Annotated in this window: 18 protein-coding genes and 1 tRNA gene; 13 read left to right on the top strand and 6 right to left on the bottom strand. The window is 72.4% G+C overall.

Going from position 1 to position 13,985, the window contains the following annotated elements; all coding sequences use genetic code 11:
- Nucleotides 1-57: 57 nt before the first annotated feature.
- Nucleotides 58-1,215, bottom strand: a complete 1,158-nt coding sequence (locus tag B351_RS0103570) for a pyridoxal phosphate-dependent aminotransferase (protein WP_026010313.1) — start codon at nucleotides 1,213-1,215, stop codon at nucleotides 58-60.
- A 67-nt stretch (nucleotides 1,216-1,282) separates the two neighbouring features.
- Between B351_RS0103570 and B351_RS0103565 the strand changes: the two genes are divergently transcribed.
- The 13 genes from B351_RS0103565 (at nucleotide 1,283) to B351_RS0103505 (ending at nucleotide 10,960) form a co-directional block, all read left to right on the top strand.
- A complete protein-coding gene (locus tag B351_RS0103565; protein ID WP_019397681.1) occupies nucleotides 1,283-1,786 on the top strand; it encodes a DUF3293 domain-containing protein in 504 nt (167 codons plus the stop codon).
- 195 nt (nucleotides 1,787-1,981) lie between these two features.
- Nucleotides 1,982-2,620, top strand: coding sequence for a heme ABC exporter ATP-binding protein CcmA (ccmA, locus tag B351_RS0103560; RefSeq protein ID WP_019397680.1), 639 nt, complete (start codon nucleotides 1,982-1,984; stop codon nucleotides 2,618-2,620).
- On the top strand, nucleotides 2,617-3,306 hold the full coding sequence (gene ccmB / locus B351_RS0103555; protein ID WP_019397679.1) for a heme exporter protein CcmB: 690 nt from the start codon (nucleotides 2,617-2,619) through the stop codon (nucleotides 3,304-3,306). Before ccmA ends, ccmB begins: the two co-directional genes overlap by 4 nt.
- Nucleotides 3,307-3,525: 219 nt before the next feature.
- Entirely contained in the window at nucleotides 3,526-4,275 is a 750-nt protein-coding gene (locus tag B351_RS0103550; RefSeq protein WP_019397678.1) for a heme ABC transporter permease, read from the top strand.
- Nucleotides 4,272-4,445, top strand: a complete 174-nt coding sequence (gene ccmD, locus B351_RS0103545; protein ID WP_019397677.1) for a heme exporter protein CcmD — start codon at nucleotides 4,272-4,274, stop codon at nucleotides 4,443-4,445. Before B351_RS0103550 ends, ccmD begins: the two co-directional genes overlap by 4 nt.
- The gene (ccmE, locus tag B351_RS0103540) at nucleotides 4,442-4,909 is read left to right on the top strand and encodes a cytochrome c maturation protein CcmE (protein ID WP_019397676.1); all 468 of its coding nucleotides are present in this window, start codon (nucleotides 4,442-4,444) and stop codon (nucleotides 4,907-4,909) included. The genes ccmD and ccmE overlap by 4 nt, the downstream gene beginning before the upstream one ends.
- 69 nt (nucleotides 4,910-4,978) lie before the next feature.
- Nucleotides 4,979-6,901 (top strand): heme lyase CcmF/NrfE family subunit, encoded by a 1,923-nt coding sequence (locus tag B351_RS0103535; protein ID WP_026010312.1) that lies wholly within the window; start codon nucleotides 4,979-4,981, stop codon nucleotides 6,899-6,901.
- On the top strand, nucleotides 6,898-7,473 hold the full coding sequence (locus B351_RS0103530; protein WP_019397674.1) for a DsbE family thiol:disulfide interchange protein: 576 nt from the start codon (nucleotides 6,898-6,900) through the stop codon (nucleotides 7,471-7,473). The genes B351_RS0103535 and B351_RS0103530 overlap by 4 nt, the downstream gene beginning before the upstream one ends.
- Nucleotides 7,474-7,478: 5 nt before the next feature.
- Entirely contained in the window at nucleotides 7,479-7,940 is a 462-nt protein-coding gene (locus tag B351_RS0103525; RefSeq protein WP_083852385.1) for a cytochrome c-type biogenesis protein, read from the top strand.
- Nucleotides 7,934-8,956 carry a hypothetical protein gene (locus B351_RS0103520; protein ID WP_019397672.1) on the top strand — a complete coding sequence of 341 codons (1,023 nt, stop codon included), beginning with the start codon at nucleotides 7,934-7,936 and terminating at the stop codon, nucleotides 8,954-8,956. Before B351_RS0103525 ends, B351_RS0103520 begins: the two co-directional genes overlap by 7 nt.
- A gap of 80 nt (nucleotides 8,957-9,036) precedes the next feature.
- Nucleotides 9,037-10,182: a homoserine O-acetyltransferase gene (locus B351_RS0103515; protein ID WP_019397671.1), complete on the top strand. Its 1,146-nt coding sequence runs from the start codon at nucleotides 9,037-9,039 to the stop codon at nucleotides 10,180-10,182.
- A gap of 69 nt (nucleotides 10,183-10,251) precedes the next feature.
- Complete coding sequence (locus tag B351_RS0103510; RefSeq protein ID WP_019397670.1) at nucleotides 10,252-10,842, top strand: cysteine dioxygenase family protein; 591 nt, start codon at nucleotides 10,252-10,254, stop codon at nucleotides 10,840-10,842.
- Between the two features lie 32 nt (nucleotides 10,843-10,874).
- Nucleotides 10,875-10,960, top strand: a tRNA-Leu gene (locus B351_RS0103505).
- 253 nt (nucleotides 10,961-11,213) lie between these two features.
- On the opposite strand, the gene B351_RS0103500 is transcribed toward B351_RS0103505, so the two are convergent.
- From B351_RS0103500 to B351_RS0103480, 5 genes are all read right to left on the bottom strand, one after another.
- Complete coding sequence (locus B351_RS0103500; RefSeq protein WP_037034918.1) at nucleotides 11,214-11,453, bottom strand: hypothetical protein; 240 nt, start codon at nucleotides 11,451-11,453, stop codon at nucleotides 11,214-11,216.
- Nucleotides 11,454-11,598: 145 nt separating this feature from the next.
- The gene (locus tag B351_RS16155) at nucleotides 11,599-12,030 is read right to left on the bottom strand and encodes a hypothetical protein (RefSeq protein WP_125076941.1); all 432 of its coding nucleotides are present in this window, start codon (nucleotides 12,028-12,030) and stop codon (nucleotides 11,599-11,601) included.
- A 17-nt stretch (nucleotides 12,031-12,047) separates the two neighbouring features.
- Nucleotides 12,048-12,254, bottom strand: coding sequence for a PspC domain-containing protein (locus B351_RS0103490; protein WP_037034920.1), 207 nt, complete (start codon nucleotides 12,252-12,254; stop codon nucleotides 12,048-12,050).
- Between the two features lie 29 nt (nucleotides 12,255-12,283).
- The gene (locus tag B351_RS0103485; RefSeq protein ID WP_019397666.1) at nucleotides 12,284-12,715 is read right to left on the bottom strand and encodes a DUF5329 domain-containing protein; all 432 of its coding nucleotides are present in this window, start codon (nucleotides 12,713-12,715) and stop codon (nucleotides 12,284-12,286) included.
- A 55-nt stretch (nucleotides 12,716-12,770) separates the two neighbouring features.
- Nucleotides 12,771-13,844: a class III poly(R)-hydroxyalkanoic acid synthase subunit PhaC gene (locus B351_RS0103480; RefSeq protein ID WP_019397665.1), complete on the bottom strand. Its 1,074-nt coding sequence runs from the start codon at nucleotides 13,842-13,844 to the stop codon at nucleotides 12,771-12,773.
- Between the last annotated feature and the right edge of the window lie 141 nt (nucleotides 13,845-13,985).

Raw genomic sequence — 13,985 nt, 5'->3', positions numbered from 1 at the left:
GGACAGATAGCGATCATGTGGTTCCGCTCCTTCGAATCACGAATCACCAATCCCCAATCACAGTGCCTGGAGGCGCTCGATTGCCGCGTCCAGCGTTGCCTCGTTCTTGGCAAAGCACAGGCGGGCCAGGCGCTGGCCCGGGGGCGGGTTCTCGTAGAACGGGGACAGCGGGATCGCGGCCACGCCCTTCTCGATGGTCAGCCACTTCACGAACTCGTGGTCCGGCAGGTCGCTGACCTCCGAATAGTCCACCAGCTGGAAGTAGCCGCCCGGCACCGGCAGCGGCTTGAGCCGGGTGCCCAGCAGCTGCTCGCGGAAGCGGTCGCGCTTGGCCTGGTAGAAGGCGCCCAGCTGCTCGTCGTGCTCCGGTTCGTCGCGGATCATCGCCGCGAACGCGTGCTGGGCCGGGGCGAAGGTGCAGAACACGTTGTACTGGTGGACCTTGCGGAACTCGGCGCTCAGCGCCGGCGGGGCGATGGCATAGCCCACCTTCCAGCCGGTGCAGTGGTAGGTCTTGCCGAAACTGGACACCACGAAGGCGCGCTCGCGCAGCTGCGGCCAGCGCAGCACGGACTCGTGGCGGCGGCCGTCGAACACGATGTGCTCGTAGACCTCGTCGGACACCAGCAGGATGCCGGTGCCGTCCAGCAGCGCGGCCAGCTCGCGCATGTCGTCGGCGCTGAACATCGCGCCGGACGGGTTGTGCGGGCTGTTGATCATCAGCAGGCGCGTGCGCGGAGTGACCGCGGCGCGCACCCGGTCCCAGTCCACGGCAAAGGTGGCCGGATCCAGCGGCACGTGCACGGCGCGCGCACCGGCCAGCTCGATTGCCGGCTCGTAGCAGTCGTAGGCCGGGTCGAGCACGATTACTTCCTCGCCCGGACGCACCACCGCGTGGATGGCATTGAAGATGGCTTCGGTGGCGCCGCTGGTGACGGTGATCTCGCCGTCCGGATCAACCTGCGCGCCGTAGCAGCGCAGTACCTTGGCGGCGATCGCCTGGCGCAACACCGGCGCGCCGGTCATCGGCGCGTACTGGTTGTGGCCCTCGCGCATGGCCCGGTCCAGCTCGTCCACCAGCCGCTGCGGCACCGGGAAGTCCGGGAAACCCTGGCCCAGGTTGACCGCCCCGTGCTCGGCCGCCAGCTGCGACATCACGGTGAAGATGGTGGTGCCCACCCGGGGCAGCTTGGTCGGCGGGATCTGTACTGGCATCTCGGCGTCGGGGGAGTCGCGTGGAGGGGCGAGTGTACGCAATGCGGCCGCCGGGGGATGATGGGCCATGGCGCATAAGCACATTCCCGCCACGCCGCCTGCCCCGGGGGAACTGCTGGCGGCTTACCTGGACGCCCGCTACGAGGTCCTGGCCCCGGGCGGAAGCTGCCTGCTCCGGCCCGGACACCGCGCCCCGCCGGCGCTGGCCGCGGCCCTGCCGGCCACCTGCTGGACCGTGATCACTGCCTGGAACCCCGGCTCGCGGCCGCGCCCCGAGGCGGACAACCGCCAGGCCGACGCCGCCCTGCAGGCGGAGCTGGATGCCCTCGGCCTGCGCCGCCTGCCCACCCTCGCCAGCGACGCCGAAGGCAACTGGCCGGAGCCGGGGTGGCTGGTCGCCGACCTGTCCACCGCCGACACCGATGCCCTCGCCCGCCGCTTCGGCCAGGCGGGCGTGCTGCACTGGCGGGCTGGCGAGGCAGTCAGGCTGCGGATGTACCTCGCGCCGCCGGCGGAAGGACTGGAGGGCATCGACACGGGCTGCGTGAAGTGGGTCGTCCCAGCCCCGTAGGCGCCCTCCCTCCCACTACGAGGAATCGGAGGAGAGGGCCGGTCCCCCGGCGCAGCCCACACCCCGGCATCCCGCCCCCACCCCCTGGCCTTCCTCCGTGGGTAGAGGACCGGCGGCTTGCTACCGGACGCGCCATCTCCACGCAATGCGTGCGGGCAAGTGCCACGCCAGCGCCCGCGGCTACAATGCGCGGCGATGACCGATACCGCCCACGCCCCGCTGCTGGCCGCCCATGGCCTGGCGTTCGCCCGCAACGAGGAGCCGGTGTTCGGCCCGCTGGATTTCGCCGTCGATGCCGGCGAGGCGCTGCTGGTGCAAGGCGGCAACGGCGTGGGCAAGACCACCCTGCTGCGGGTGCTGGCCGGGCTGCTCCGCGCAGACGCCGGCCAGGTCCTGGTCCAGGGCAAGCCCGCCTCGCCCGAGCTGCGCGCCCGCGCCGTGGCCTACCTGGGCCACCTCCCGGCGCTGAAGGGCGAACTGACGGTGCTGGAGAACCTGCGCTTCCTGTGCGGCCTGCACGGCCGCCGCGAGGGCCAGCAGATCGAGGCGGCGCTGGAGATCACGGGCATGGCCGGCTACGAGGACGCCCCGGCCCGGCAGCTGTCGGCCGGGCAGAAGAAGCGCGTGACCCTGGCCCGGCTGTGGCTGTCGCCGGCGCCGCTGTGGCTGCTGGACGAGCCCTACGCCAACCTCGACCTGGAAGGCATCAACTTGGTCAACCGCATGGTCTCGGCGCACCTGCGCGACGGCGGCGCCACCCTGCTCACCACCCACGGCGCCTACGCCGCGCCGCCGGTGCGTACCCGCATGCTGATGCTGGGAGCCGAGGCATGAGCGCCGCGCCCGGCCTGCGCCAGTCCGCCCGCGCCCTGCTGCTGCGCGACCTGCGACTGGTCTGGCGACGCCGCGGCGATGCCCTGCAGCCGGCCCTGTTCGCCCTGCTGGTGGTGGTGATGTTCGCCCTGGCCATGGGCGGCGGGCGCGAGGTCCTGCGCGACCACGTCGCCCCCTATGCGGTCTGGGTGGCGGTGCTGCTGGCCGGCCTGCTGTCGCTGGACAGCCTGTTCCGCGGCGACGCCGAGGACGGCTCGCTGGAGCAGTGGCTGCTGGCCCCGGTGCCGCTGCCCTGGCTGGTGGCGGTGCGCACCTTCGGCCACTGGCTGACCACCACCGTGCCGCTGCTGCTGGTCGTGCCGGTGCTGGGCGAGTTCCTGTACCTGCCGCGCGCGCAGCTGCCGATCCTGATGCTGACCCTGCTGCTGGGCACCCCGATCCTGAGCCTGCTGGGCGCGGTGGTCGCGGCCCTGACCGTGGGCCTGAAGCGCTCAGGCATCCTCGTGGCCCTGCTGGCGCTGCCGCTGTACGTGCCGGTGCTGGTGTTCGGCGCCGGCAGCGTGGCCGCGACCGCGCAGGGCCTGGACGCCAGCGGCGCGCTGCTGCTGATGGCGGCCGGGCTGGTGGCCTCGGCGGTGCTGGCGCCGCTGGCCGCGGCCGCGGCGATCCGCATCGCCCAGGGCTGAAACCCGGCGCATTGCGCCCGATCAAGGCAGAATGGCCGCACGGGCCGCACCATGGCCTGCGTGCCGAACCGCCCCGCAGCACCGGATGCGCCCGGGGTGGACATTTTGTCCATGCGTCCGGCTTGGCCCTTCGGGGGCCAGTCTGGAAAAATGCCCTGAACAGCCCGTCCGGCAGGCCCAGGCCCGCCGGCGCCAAACGCGAGCGACGTGATCCATCCCATGAACCCGGTGATCCGCTGGTTCCACCTCCTCGGCTCACCGCCGTACTTCGACCGCTTCGCGGCGCGCTGGGCGCCGTGGTGCTGGGCCGCGGCGCTGCTGACCCTGGGCGTGGGCGCGTGGCTGGCCCTGTTCCAGGTGCCGGCCGACTACCAGCAGGGCGACAGCGCCCGGATCCTCTACATCCACGTGCCCTCGGCCTGGATGAGCCTGTTCGTGTTCGCGCTGATGGCCCTCTATGCGGCCATCGGCCTGGTCTGGCGGATCAAGCTGTGCGAGGTGCTGGCCATGGCCTGCGCGCCGATCGGCGCCGGCTTCACCGTGATCACCCTGGCCACCGGCTCGATCTGGGGCAAGCCGATGTGGGGTACCTGGTGGGACTGGGATCCGCGCCTGACCACCGAGCTGATCCTGCTGTTCCTGTACCTGGGCGTGATCGGCCTGTACCACGCCGGCGACGACCGCCGTGCCTCGGCCCGCGCCGCCGGACTGCTGGCCATCGTCGGCGTCGCCCTGCTGCCGATCATCCGCTACTCGGTGGAGTGGTGGGATTCGCTGCACCAGGGCCAGACCATCCGCGTGTTCGGCCAGTCCAGCATGGATCCGAGCATGATGGCGCCGCTGTGGTGGATGGTGGCCGGCACCAAGTTCTGGTTCGCCGGCTCGCTGCTGGCGCGCGCCCGCGCCGACAACCTGCGGCGCGAGGCCGGCAAGGACTGGGTGCGCAAGCTGGCCGGAGGCGACGCATGAGCTACCTGCCCTACGTGGTCGGCGCGTACGCCGTGTTCGCCGCCGTGTTCCTGTGGGATTTCCTCGCGCCGCGGCTGCAGGTCCGGCGCCAGCTGCGCGCCGCGCGCCTGCGCGCGCGCCGCGACCGCAAGTCGTCCGCCCGCCCGGCGGACGTGGAGTTGACCCGATGAATCCGCAACGCCGCCGCCGGCTGCTGCTGGTGCTGGTCGTGGTGCTGGCCTCCGGCCTGGTCACCGCCCTGGTCGCCATGGCCCTCCAGCGCAATGTCGCCTACCTGTACACCCCGGCCGAAGTGCTGCGGGGCGAGGCCGGCGAACGCGCCCGCTTCCGGCTCGGCGGCATGGTCGAGAAGGGCTCGTTCCAGCGCGCCGCCGGCTCCATGGAAGCCAGCTTCCGCGTCACCGACGGCGATGCGCAGCTGCCGGTGCGCTATACCGGCATCCTTCCCGACCTGTTCCGCGAGGGCCAGGCGGTGGTGGCCACCGGGCGCATGGAAGACGGCGTGTTCGTGGCCGAGAACGTGCTGGCCAAGCACGACGAGACCTACATGCCCAAGGAAGTGGCCGACAAGATGGGCGTGGCGCACCAGAAGCACGAGGTGCAGGTGCCGGCACCCGGGACCGAACAGCAGTGATGGCCCTGGCCCGCGTCGGGACGTCCGCCCGGGGAACGCAAGCTTCCTGTCATGCCGCAGGAGGCAGCCATGCTGCCTGAACTGGGCCAGGTGCTGATGGCCCTGGCGCTGCTGGTGGCCGCGCTGCAGGCGCTGCTGCCGCTGGCCGGCGCCCACCGCGGCGAACCGCGGCTGATGGCCGTGGCCCGCCCGGCCAGCTACGCGATGCTGGCCCTGGTCGGCGGCGCCTTCGCCCTGCTGACCTGGGCCTTCGTGTCGCAGGACTTCTCGGTCCGCTACGTGGCCACCAATTCCAACTCGCTGCTGCCCATGGTCTACCGCTACACGGCGGTGTGGGGCTCGCACGAGGGCTCGCTGCTGCTGTGGGTGCTGGTGCTGTGCGTTTGGAACGCGCTGGTGGCGGCCTTCTCCCGCGCCCTGCCGCAGGCGGTGGTGGCGCGGGTGCTGGGGGTGCTGGGCATCGTCGCCTGCGGCTTCCTCGCCTTCCTGATCTTCACCTCCAACCCGTTCGAGCGCCTGCTGCCGGCGGCGGCCGAGGGCCGCGACCTCAACCCGCTGCTGCAGGACCCCGGGATGATCATCCACCCGCCGATGCAGTACGTCGGCTGGGCCGGGTTCTCGGTGCCGTTTGCCTTCGCCATCGCCGCCCTGCTCGATGGCCACATCGATGCGCGCTGGCTGCGCTGGGTGCGGCCGTGGACCAACGTCGCCTGGGCGTTCCTGACCGTGGGCATCGCCCTGGGCAGCTGGTGGGCGTACTACGAGCTGGGCTGGGGGGGCTGGTGGTTCTGGGACCCGGTCGAGAACGCCGCGTTCATGCCCTGGCTGGTGGGCGCCGCGCTGATCCACTCGCAGGCGGTGACCGAGAAGCGCGGCAGCTTCCCCGGCTGGACCCTGCTGCTGGCCATCGCCGCGTTCTCGCTGTCGCTGATGGGCACCTTCCTGGTGCGCTCGGGCGTGCTGACCAGCGTCCATGCCTTCGCCGCCGATCCGTCCCGCGGCCTGTTCATCCTGGTGTTCCTGGGCCTGGTGATCGGCGGCTCGCTGCTGCTGTACGCGCTGCGCGCCGGGCGCCTGGACCCTGGCGCCGGCTTCCGCCCGGCCTCGCGCGAGACCCTGCTGCTGCTGAACAACCTGCTGCTGGCCAGCGCCTGCGCGATGATCCTGCTGGGCACGCTGTACCCGCTGCTGGCCGATGCGCTGGAGCTGGGCAAGATCTCGGTCGGCCCGCCTTACTTCGGCCTGCTGTTCTTCGTGCTGATGGCGCCGCTGCTGGCGCTGGTGCCGCTGGGCCCGCTGGTGCGCTGGCAGCGCGACCAGGCCTCCAAGGTCGCGGCGCTGCTGCTGCCGTGGCTGGGCCTGGCCCTGGTCGCCGGCGCGGTGGCGTACTTCGCCGCGCCGCAGGGCAGCTGGAAGACCGCGGCCGGCGTCACCGGCACGGCCTGGGTCGGGCTGGGCACGCTGCGCTTCGTCTGGGCGCGGCTGCGCAACAGCGGCCGCCTGACCGCCGAGATGTGGGGCATGGTCCTGGCCCATCTGGGCCTGGCCGTGTTCGTGGTAGGGGCCCTGCTGGTCGAGGCGCAGAACGTGCAGCGCGAAGTGGCGCTGAAGCCGGGCCAGGCCCTGGAGCTCGGCCGCTATGCCTTCCGCTTCGAGGGCGTGGACCAGCTGCGCGGCCCCAATTACCTGGCCGACCGCGGCCACGTGCAGGTGCTGCGCGATGGCCGCCCGCTGGCGCTGCTGCACCCGGAGAAGCGCGCCTATGCCAGCGGCGGCCAGGTGATGACCGAGGCCGGCATCCGCCCCGGGCTGGCCGCCGACGTCTACGTCGCCCTGGGCGAGTCGCTCGGCGACGGCGCCTGGGCGGTGCGCGTGCACGTCAAGCCGTTCGTACGCTGGATCTGGGGCGGTGCGGCGCTGATGGCGCTCGGCGGCCTGGTGGCCGCCGGCGACCGCCGCTTCCGCCGCGCCACCAAGGAGAAGACCGCATGAACACTCCGCACAAACCGCAGGGCCTGCCGGTGGTCGCCGTGGTGATCGGCGCCCTGTTCTTCCTTGGCCTGCTGGGACTGATGCTGCACGGGGTGATGCGCTCCGGCGACGCCGACCGCGACGTGCTGCCCTCGGCCCTGATCGGCAAGCCGGCGCCGGAATTCGTGCTGCCGGTGCTGCACGACCCGTCGGTGCAGATGGGCTCGGCCGAGCTGCGCGGCGCGCCCTACGTGCTCAACGTCTGGGGCAGCTGGTGCGTGGCCTGCCGCGAGGAGCACCCGGTGCTGACCCGCTTCGCCGAGACCCGCCGCGTGCGCGTGGTCGGCTACAACTGGAAGGACGAGCCGGAGGACGCGCTGCGCTGGCTGGAACAGTTCGGCAACCCGTTCTTCGTGGTGCTGGCCGACTACGAGGGCCGCTACGTGCTGGACTGGGGCGTGGCCGGCGCGCCGGAGACCTTCCTGGTCGACGGCGCCGGCGTGGTGCGCTGGAAGCACACCGGCCCGCTGACCGAGCAGGTCGTGGCCGAACGCCTGCTGCCGGCGCTGGAGCAGGTGGAGCGCGGCCGGTGAGCGCCATGGCCGCCCGCGCGCCGTGCCTGCTGCTGGCCGCGGCGCTGGCCCTGGCGCAAGCGCCGGCCGCCTTCGCCCAGGCCGCCGGCGACCAGGCACCACCGGGCTTCCGCGACGCCGCCGAGGAAACCCGCTTCCACGCCCTGACCTCCGAGTTGCGCTGCGTGATGTGCCAGAACCAGTCGCTGGCCGACTCCAACGCGCAGATCGCCCAGGACATGCGCCGCGAGGTGCTGGCGCTGATGCGCCAGGGCCGCAGCGACGCCCAGATCAAGCAGCACCTGGTCGAACGCTACGGCGAGTTCGTGCTGTACCGGCCCAGGGTGGACCGCCATACCTGGCTGCTGTGGTTCGGTCCCGGCCTGGTGCTGCTGGGTGGCGCGGCGGTGGTGTGGAGCATCGTGCGCCGCCGTGCCCAGGCCGCGCCCGCGCGCGAAGACGACGATCCCCCGGAGCAGGAATGGTGAACACCTCCGTGCTGCTGTTCGCCCTGCTGGCCGTGGCCGTGGTCCTGGCCGTGGCGCTGTGGGTACTGCGGCCGCTGGGCCGGCCGCTGGCGGTCGCGGTCGGCGCGCTGGCCCTGTGCGCCGGCACCGGCGGGCTGTACCTGGCGGTAGGCACGCCGGCGGCGCTGCGCGCGCCGGTGGCCGCGGCGGACGCGCCGCAAAGCCTGGAGGACGCGGTGGCGCAGCTGGCCGCCGAACTGGAACGCAATCCGGCCCAGCCCGAGGGCTGGGTGCTGCTGGGCCGCTCCCAGGCCGCCCTGGGCAATGCCGCCGCCGCGCGCGACGCCTATGCCCGCGCCCTGGACTACGCGCCCGACGAACCCGACCTGCTGGTCGACGCCGCCGAGGCCCGCGCCCTGGCCCATCCGCAACGCCTGTTCGACGAACAGGCCGTGGCCTGGCTGCAGCGCGCGCGCCAGCTGGTGCCCGGGCATGCCCGCGCCGGCTGGTTCATCGGCGTAGCCCAGCGCCAGGCCGGCCAGGCCGCCGCGGCCGCGCGCACCTGGGAAGCGCTGCTGCCGGGCGTGGACGAGGCCACCGCGCGCAGCCTGCGGCTGCAGATCGACGCGGCGCGCGCCGATGCCGGCCTGCCGCCGCTGGATGCGCCGGCCGCGCCGGCGCCCGGCACCGGCCTGACCGTGAAGGTGGCGCTGGATCCGGAATACGCCGCACGCGCGCAGCCGGACGGCGAGGCGGTGGTGTTCGTGCTGGCGCGCGTGCCCGGCGGCCCGCCGATGCCGGTGGCGGTGGAGCGCCACCGCGTGCGCGACCTGCCGCTGGAGGTGGTGCTGGACGACCGCGACAGCCCGATGCCGACGCAGAAGCTGTCGGCGCTGCAGGAAGTCGAGGTGCTGGCGCGGATTTCCGCCGCCGGCAGCGCCAGCCGCGGCGAGGGCGACGTGGAATCGGCCCCGGTGCGGGTACGCCTGCCGGCCGGCGAGGCGGTCGAACTGGTCATCGGCGCGCCGGCACCCTGAGCGCCGCGCGGCCGCGCGGATCGTTTCAGCCGTCACCGGCGCCAGCGGCGCGCGGGCGATGCCGTTACACTGCGCCGCCTATGGCATCGGCGTCCGCATACGAGTTCATCCCGCCCGGCAGCCGCTTCCATGCGCTGCCCTCGCCCTTCCCGATGAAGCGCGGCGGCGTGCTGCACGGCGCACGCGTGGCCTACGAAACCTGGGGCACCCTGGCGCCCGGCCGCGACAACGCGGTGCTGATCCTCACCGGCCTGTCGCCGGACGCGCATGCCGCCTCCGGCCCGCACGATCCCGCGCCGGGCTGGTGGGAAGCCATGCTCGGCCCCGGCAAGCCGATCGATACCGGGCGCTGGTTCGTCATCTGCGTCAACGCGCTGGGCAGCTGCAAGGGCTCCACCGGCCCGGCCTCGCTGGATCCGGCCACCGGCCAGCCCTACCGGCTGGCGTTCCCGGAGCTGTCGATCGAGGACGTGGCCGATGCCGCGGCCGCGGTGGTGCGCGGCCTGGGCATCGGCCAGCTGGCCTGCGTGATCGGCAATTCGATGGGCGGCATGACCGCGCTCGGGCTGCTGCTGCGCCACCCGGGCATCGCCCGCAGCCACATCAACATCTCCGGCAGCGCGCGCGCCCTGCCCTTCTCCATCGCCGTGCGCTCGCTGCAGCGCGAGGCCATCCGCCTGGACCCGAACTGGAACGGCGGCAACTACGACCACGACACCTGGCCCGAGTCGGGCATGCGCATCGCCCGCAAGCTGGGCGTGATCACCTACCGCTCGGCGCTGGAATGGGACGGCCGCTTCGGCCGCGTGCGCCTGGACCAGAGCTCGCCGTTCGCCAACGGCAATGGCGAGGAAGACCCGTTCGGCCTGGAATTCCAGGTCGAAAGCTACCTGGAAGGCCATGCCCGGCGCTTCGTGCGCCGCTACGACCCCAATTGCTACCTGTACCTGAGCCGCTCGATGGACTGGTTCGACGTGGCCGAGTACGGCAACGGCGACGTGCTGGCCGGGCTGGCCACGGTCCGCATCGAGCGCGCGCTGGCGATCGGCGCCAGCACCGACATCCTGTTCCCGGTGCAGCAGCAGCAGGAAGTGGCCGAGGGCCTGGCCCGCGGCGGCGCCGATGCACAGTTCCTGGGCATGGACTCGCCGCAGGGCCACGATGCCTTCCTGGTGGATTTCGGGCGCTTCGGCCCGGCGGTCCGCGGCTTCCTCGATCGGCTATGATCGTTTCCTTCGAAACATACTTCTAACGTCCGCGCCGCTACCCTGCCGCCGCGTACGTTCCGGCAGGCGATGGGCGTGGATTTCCCGGGCAAGCACAAGATGGTGGCCGCGCTGGACGCGGCCGTGGCGCTGGGCGAATGCCAGGCGGTGACCGCGGCCCTGCGCCGCACCCTGGTCGCGCTGTTCGCCGCCCGCGAGGTCGGCCTGCCGCCGCAGGTGCTGCAGCCGATCTGCGACCACTACGCCCGGCGCGAGCTCTACACCAGCCCGGACCTGGGCTACAGCGTGGTGGCGATGACCTGGGGGCCCGGCCAGGGCACCCATATCCACGACCACGACGGCGCCTGGTGCGTGGAGGGCGTGTGGCACGGGCGGCTGGCCATCACCCGCTACGAACCGGCCGAACGCGACGGCGAGCGCTGGCGCTTCGAGGCGGTGGACGACATCGAGGCCGCGCCCGGCTCGGCCGGTAGCCTGATCCCGCCGCACGAATACCACGCCATCCGCAATCCGCAGGCCGACGCGGTGGCCGTGTCGCTGCACGTCTACCAGCACCCGCTGCTGCGCTGCCACGTATTCGTGCCGGAGGACGGGGCCAGCGGCCCGGCAGGCTGGACCCGGCGCGAGGAACGCCGGCTGTGTACCGATCCGGCCGCTTAGCCGCCCCGCGGTCCGCTATACTGCGCGCCCGCGCCGAAGTGGCGGAATGGTAGACGCAGCGGACTCAAAATCCGCCGGCCTTAAAACCGTGTGGGTTCGAGTCCCACCTTCGGCACCAGATACGCGACGCCCCGGTCCGACGGCCGGGGCGTCCTCGTTTCCGCGCGCGAACCATGTCGCGGCCCACTCCCGACCGGCACCACCGCCGCGCAGCCCCCGCCCCACCTTGCGCCACGCCAGGCCGGAACCCGGCCCGGCCGTGCCGTCAGGACCCTGCCCCCAACGAAAAGGGCCCGCTTGCGCGGGCCCTCCGGTTTCCCTGCCGCCGGGGGCGGCGGCCTTCGCGGGGCCGCCGCCCCCCCTGGCCGAGGTCAGGCCGCCTGGGCGGCCGCCTCGAAATGCCTTCCGGCCAGCCGTGCGACCAGGTCTTCGCACAGGCTCTCCAGCGCCATGATCCGCACCGTCCCGTAGCGGGCCAGGCGCACCATCCGCTCGACGTAGATCTCGCGTCCATGTTCGGCGGTCTCCAGCATGGACTTGGTGAAGCCGTTGGGCACGAAGCCCCGCTTCCCGTCCTTGCTTCCGCCCACGTAAAGCACTATCGACGACATGGCCTTTCCTCTTCTTCTTGTTCTTGTCCGACCAGGCCGGGGAGTGTGGACACCTGGGCGTTAGGAACACGTGCAACCAACGTAGCCAGACCGTGTTTCCACCCGGGGACACGGTGGTTGCAGGCAGGGGACAGTCAGCCGGCGTTTAGCGGCGCCACGGCCACCAGCCATGGCCATGCAGGGCGTAGTGGTCGGCGGCGCGCTCCAGCGGGTTGCGCACCGAAATCCCGCCGCAGAGGAAATAGACCGGCACGAACAGCGGCCCCAGCAGCATGTACTGGTAGACGTGGGCGCGTTCGTGGTCGCCAAGGCGCACCTGCCGCTGGCGGCAGCGGCCGGCGCGGTGCTCGTAGGTGGCGCAGCTGGCGTCGAGGTCGGGTCCGGTGGACAGGATGACGTTGCCCAGGGTCATCGCCCCGCCCGGTCCCCAGGGGTAGCCGGCAAACAGCAGCGCCCGTTCGCGTCGGGCAAGGCGGAGGCGCGCGCCCAGCGGCAGCCCCGCCAGCCCCGCCAGCAGTCCCAGCAGCGTCCAGGGCGAGGCCCACACCACGCCCAGCACCAGGGCAAGCCCACGCAGGACGCGGGCGGCGCGGCTCAATCGGACTCGTTCGGGATCAGCAGCCACAGGATCAGGTAGACCAGCACGCCCGGGAAGGCGGCGGATACGACCGAACCGACCACGTAGATGATCCGCAGCCAGGTCGAACTCCAGCCGAAACGGCGGGCAATGCCGCCCAGCACGCCGGCGATCATGCGGTCGTTGAGTGAGCGGGCCAGGCCGCTCGTGGACGTTGCACTCATGGCCGACTCCGATGGTATCTGGCCGGAGTCTAGCGCTGCCCCGCGTCGCCGCGCAGTCGTTGCAGGCGCTGCCGCAGCCACTCGCCTGCCGGGCGTTCAGGCTCGCCCGGGCAGGCCACCCGGTACGGGCGTCCGGTCAGGCTGCTACGGCTGCCGGCACGCTCGATGAACTCCTCGGCCGTACCCTCCAGGCCGCGGCGGCGGGCATGCTCGTACTTGCGCTGCAGGTGCTCGCGCGCGGCAGCGGCCTCGTGCCAGCGGCCGTTGCGCTGGAAGCGGCAGCCGGAGTCGCCCAGCGCCGCGATCAGGGCGCGGATTTCGGCATCGCTGCCGGCATTGGCCAGCGCGGCTGGCACCAGGGCCAGGGCCAGCAGGCAGGCGCTGGCCCGTGCCCGTCCGGGGGCACGGCGCGCGGCCCGCGGGAAGTGCTTGGTGAGGTCGGGATGGCCGGTGGCGCTCATGGTCGGCTTCCGGGGATGGCGCGAAGTCTGGCCGGGCGGCGCCGGGCGGCGGGACTCAGCCCTGCCGCGCCGCCAGCCAGCGCTGGATCGCCGCCGGCACCTCGCGCTGGGCACGGCTGGAGACGTACAGGCCGATGTGCCCGCCGCGGAAGCCCAGCTCGGTGTAGTCGTCGGTGCCGACCAGGCCGCCCAGCGCGCGCGAGGCCGAGGGCGGCACCAGGTGGTCCTGCTCGGCGTAGATGTTCAGCACCGGCATGTCGACGAAGCCCAGGTCCACCGGCTGCCCGCCGATGCGCGCGTTGCGGTTGATGAAGGCATTGCCCTGGTAGAACTGCTTGATGAACTCGCGGAAGGCCTCGCCGGCCTGGTCGGGCGAGTCGAAGATCCACTTCTCCATGCGCAGGAAGTCCTCGACCGCCTTCGGATCCTCCAGCGCGTCCACCAGGCCCACGTACTTCTGCAGGTTCAGGCGGAACGGCTTGAGCATCAGGTAGCTGGCGTTCATCAGGTCGGCGGGGATGTTGCCCAGCGCGTCCACGAACAGGTCCACGTCCAGCCCGCGCACCCAGCCGGAGAGCATGTTGTCCGGGGTCTGGAAATCCACCGGGGTGACCATGGTGACCAGGTTGCGCACCTTCTCCGGGTGCAGCGCCGCGTAGCACAGCGAGAACGCGCCACCCTGGCACACGCCCAACAGGTTGACCGGGCCGCCGATGGCTTCGACCAGGTGGTCCACCGCACCGTCGATGAAGCGGTTGATGTAGTCGTCGAGGGTGAGGTAGCGGTCGGAGCGGTCCGGGTAGCCCCAGTCCAGCACGTACACGTCCAGGCCCAGCTCCAGCAGCCCGCGCACCAGCGAGCGGTCGGCCTGCAGGTCGACCATGTACGGGCGGTTGACCAGGGCGTAGACGATCAGCAGCGCCGGCCCGCTGGGCTCGCGCTCGCCGACGAAGCGGTAGAGCACGGTCTTGCCGTCGCGCCAGACCTCCTCGCGCCGGGTGGCCCCGTAGTCCACTTCGCCCACCCGTGCCAGCACCTGCAGGCCTTGGGCCAGCCGGCGCTGGAACTGCATGGCTTCCTGCGCCAGCGCCAGCGGGTCGAACCGGAAGGGACCACCCTGCCCGCTCATCCGCCACGGCCTCCGCGGCTACCTCCCGCCTTGCCGGTGGCGAGGTTGCGGTTGACCCAGTCCTTGATCGAGACCACCTGCGCGCCGCCGGCCGGCTGCGCCTTGCGCGCGCGTGCCTGGGCCGGCCGGGGCGACGCGGCC

The sequence above is a fragment of the Pseudoxanthomonas sp. GW2 genome, from assembly GCF_000283075.1.
GTDB lineage: Bacteria > Pseudomonadota > Gammaproteobacteria > Xanthomonadales > Xanthomonadaceae > Pseudoxanthomonas.
The sequence above is the reverse complement of the archived record's forward strand: the minus strand, read 5'-3'. Positions and strand labels throughout refer to the sequence as shown.

Bases quoted from the DNA above. Each gene is read 5' to 3' on its own strand.
- B351_RS0103510 (WP_019397670.1), top strand. From the start codon at position 10,252: ATGGGCGTGGATTTCCCGGGCAAGCACAAGATGGTGGCCGCGCTGGAC.
- B351_RS0103535 (WP_026010312.1), top strand. From the start codon at position 4,979: ATGCTGCCTGAACTGGGCCAGGTGCTGATGGCCCTGGCGCTGCTGGTG.
- B351_RS0103550 (WP_019397678.1), top strand. From the start codon at position 3,526: ATGAACCCGGTGATCCGCTGGTTCCACCTCCTCGGCTCACCGCCGTAC.
- B351_RS0103480 (WP_019397665.1), bottom strand. From the start codon at position 13,844: ATGAGCGGGCAGGGTGGTCCCTTCCGGTTCGACCCGCTGGCGCTGGCG.
- B351_RS0103530 (WP_019397674.1), top strand. From the start codon at position 6,898: ATGAACACTCCGCACAAACCGCAGGGCCTGCCGGTGGTCGCCGTGGTG.
- B351_RS0103570 (WP_026010313.1), bottom strand. From the start codon at position 1,215: ATGCCAGTACAGATCCCGCCGACCAAGCTGCCCCGGGTGGGCACCACC.
- B351_RS0103525 (WP_083852385.1), top strand. From the start codon at position 7,479: ATGGCCGCCCGCGCGCCGTGCCTGCTGCTGGCCGCGGCGCTGGCCCTG.
- B351_RS0103490 (WP_037034920.1), bottom strand. From the start codon at position 12,254: ATGAGTGCAACGTCCACGAGCGGCCTGGCCCGCTCACTCAACGACCGC.
- B351_RS0103520 (WP_019397672.1), top strand. From the start codon at position 7,934: ATGGTGAACACCTCCGTGCTGCTGTTCGCCCTGCTGGCCGTGGCCGTG.
- ccmD (WP_019397677.1), top strand. From the start codon at position 4,272: ATGAGCTACCTGCCCTACGTGGTCGGCGCGTACGCCGTGTTCGCCGCC.
- B351_RS0103500 (WP_037034918.1), bottom strand. From the start codon at position 11,453: ATGTCGTCGATAGTGCTTTACGTGGGCGGAAGCAAGGACGGGAAGCGG.
- ccmE (WP_019397676.1), top strand. From the start codon at position 4,442: ATGAATCCGCAACGCCGCCGCCGGCTGCTGCTGGTGCTGGTCGTGGTG.
- B351_RS0103565 (WP_019397681.1), top strand. From the start codon at position 1,283: ATGGCGCATAAGCACATTCCCGCCACGCCGCCTGCCCCGGGGGAACTG.
- B351_RS0103515 (WP_019397671.1), top strand. From the start codon at position 9,037: ATGGCATCGGCGTCCGCATACGAGTTCATCCCGCCCGGCAGCCGCTTC.
- ccmA (WP_019397680.1), top strand. From the start codon at position 1,982: ATGACCGATACCGCCCACGCCCCGCTGCTGGCCGCCCATGGCCTGGCG.
- B351_RS0103485 (WP_019397666.1), bottom strand. From the start codon at position 12,715: ATGAGCGCCACCGGCCATCCCGACCTCACCAAGCACTTCCCGCGGGCC.
- ccmB (WP_019397679.1), top strand. From the start codon at position 2,617: ATGAGCGCCGCGCCCGGCCTGCGCCAGTCCGCCCGCGCCCTGCTGCTG.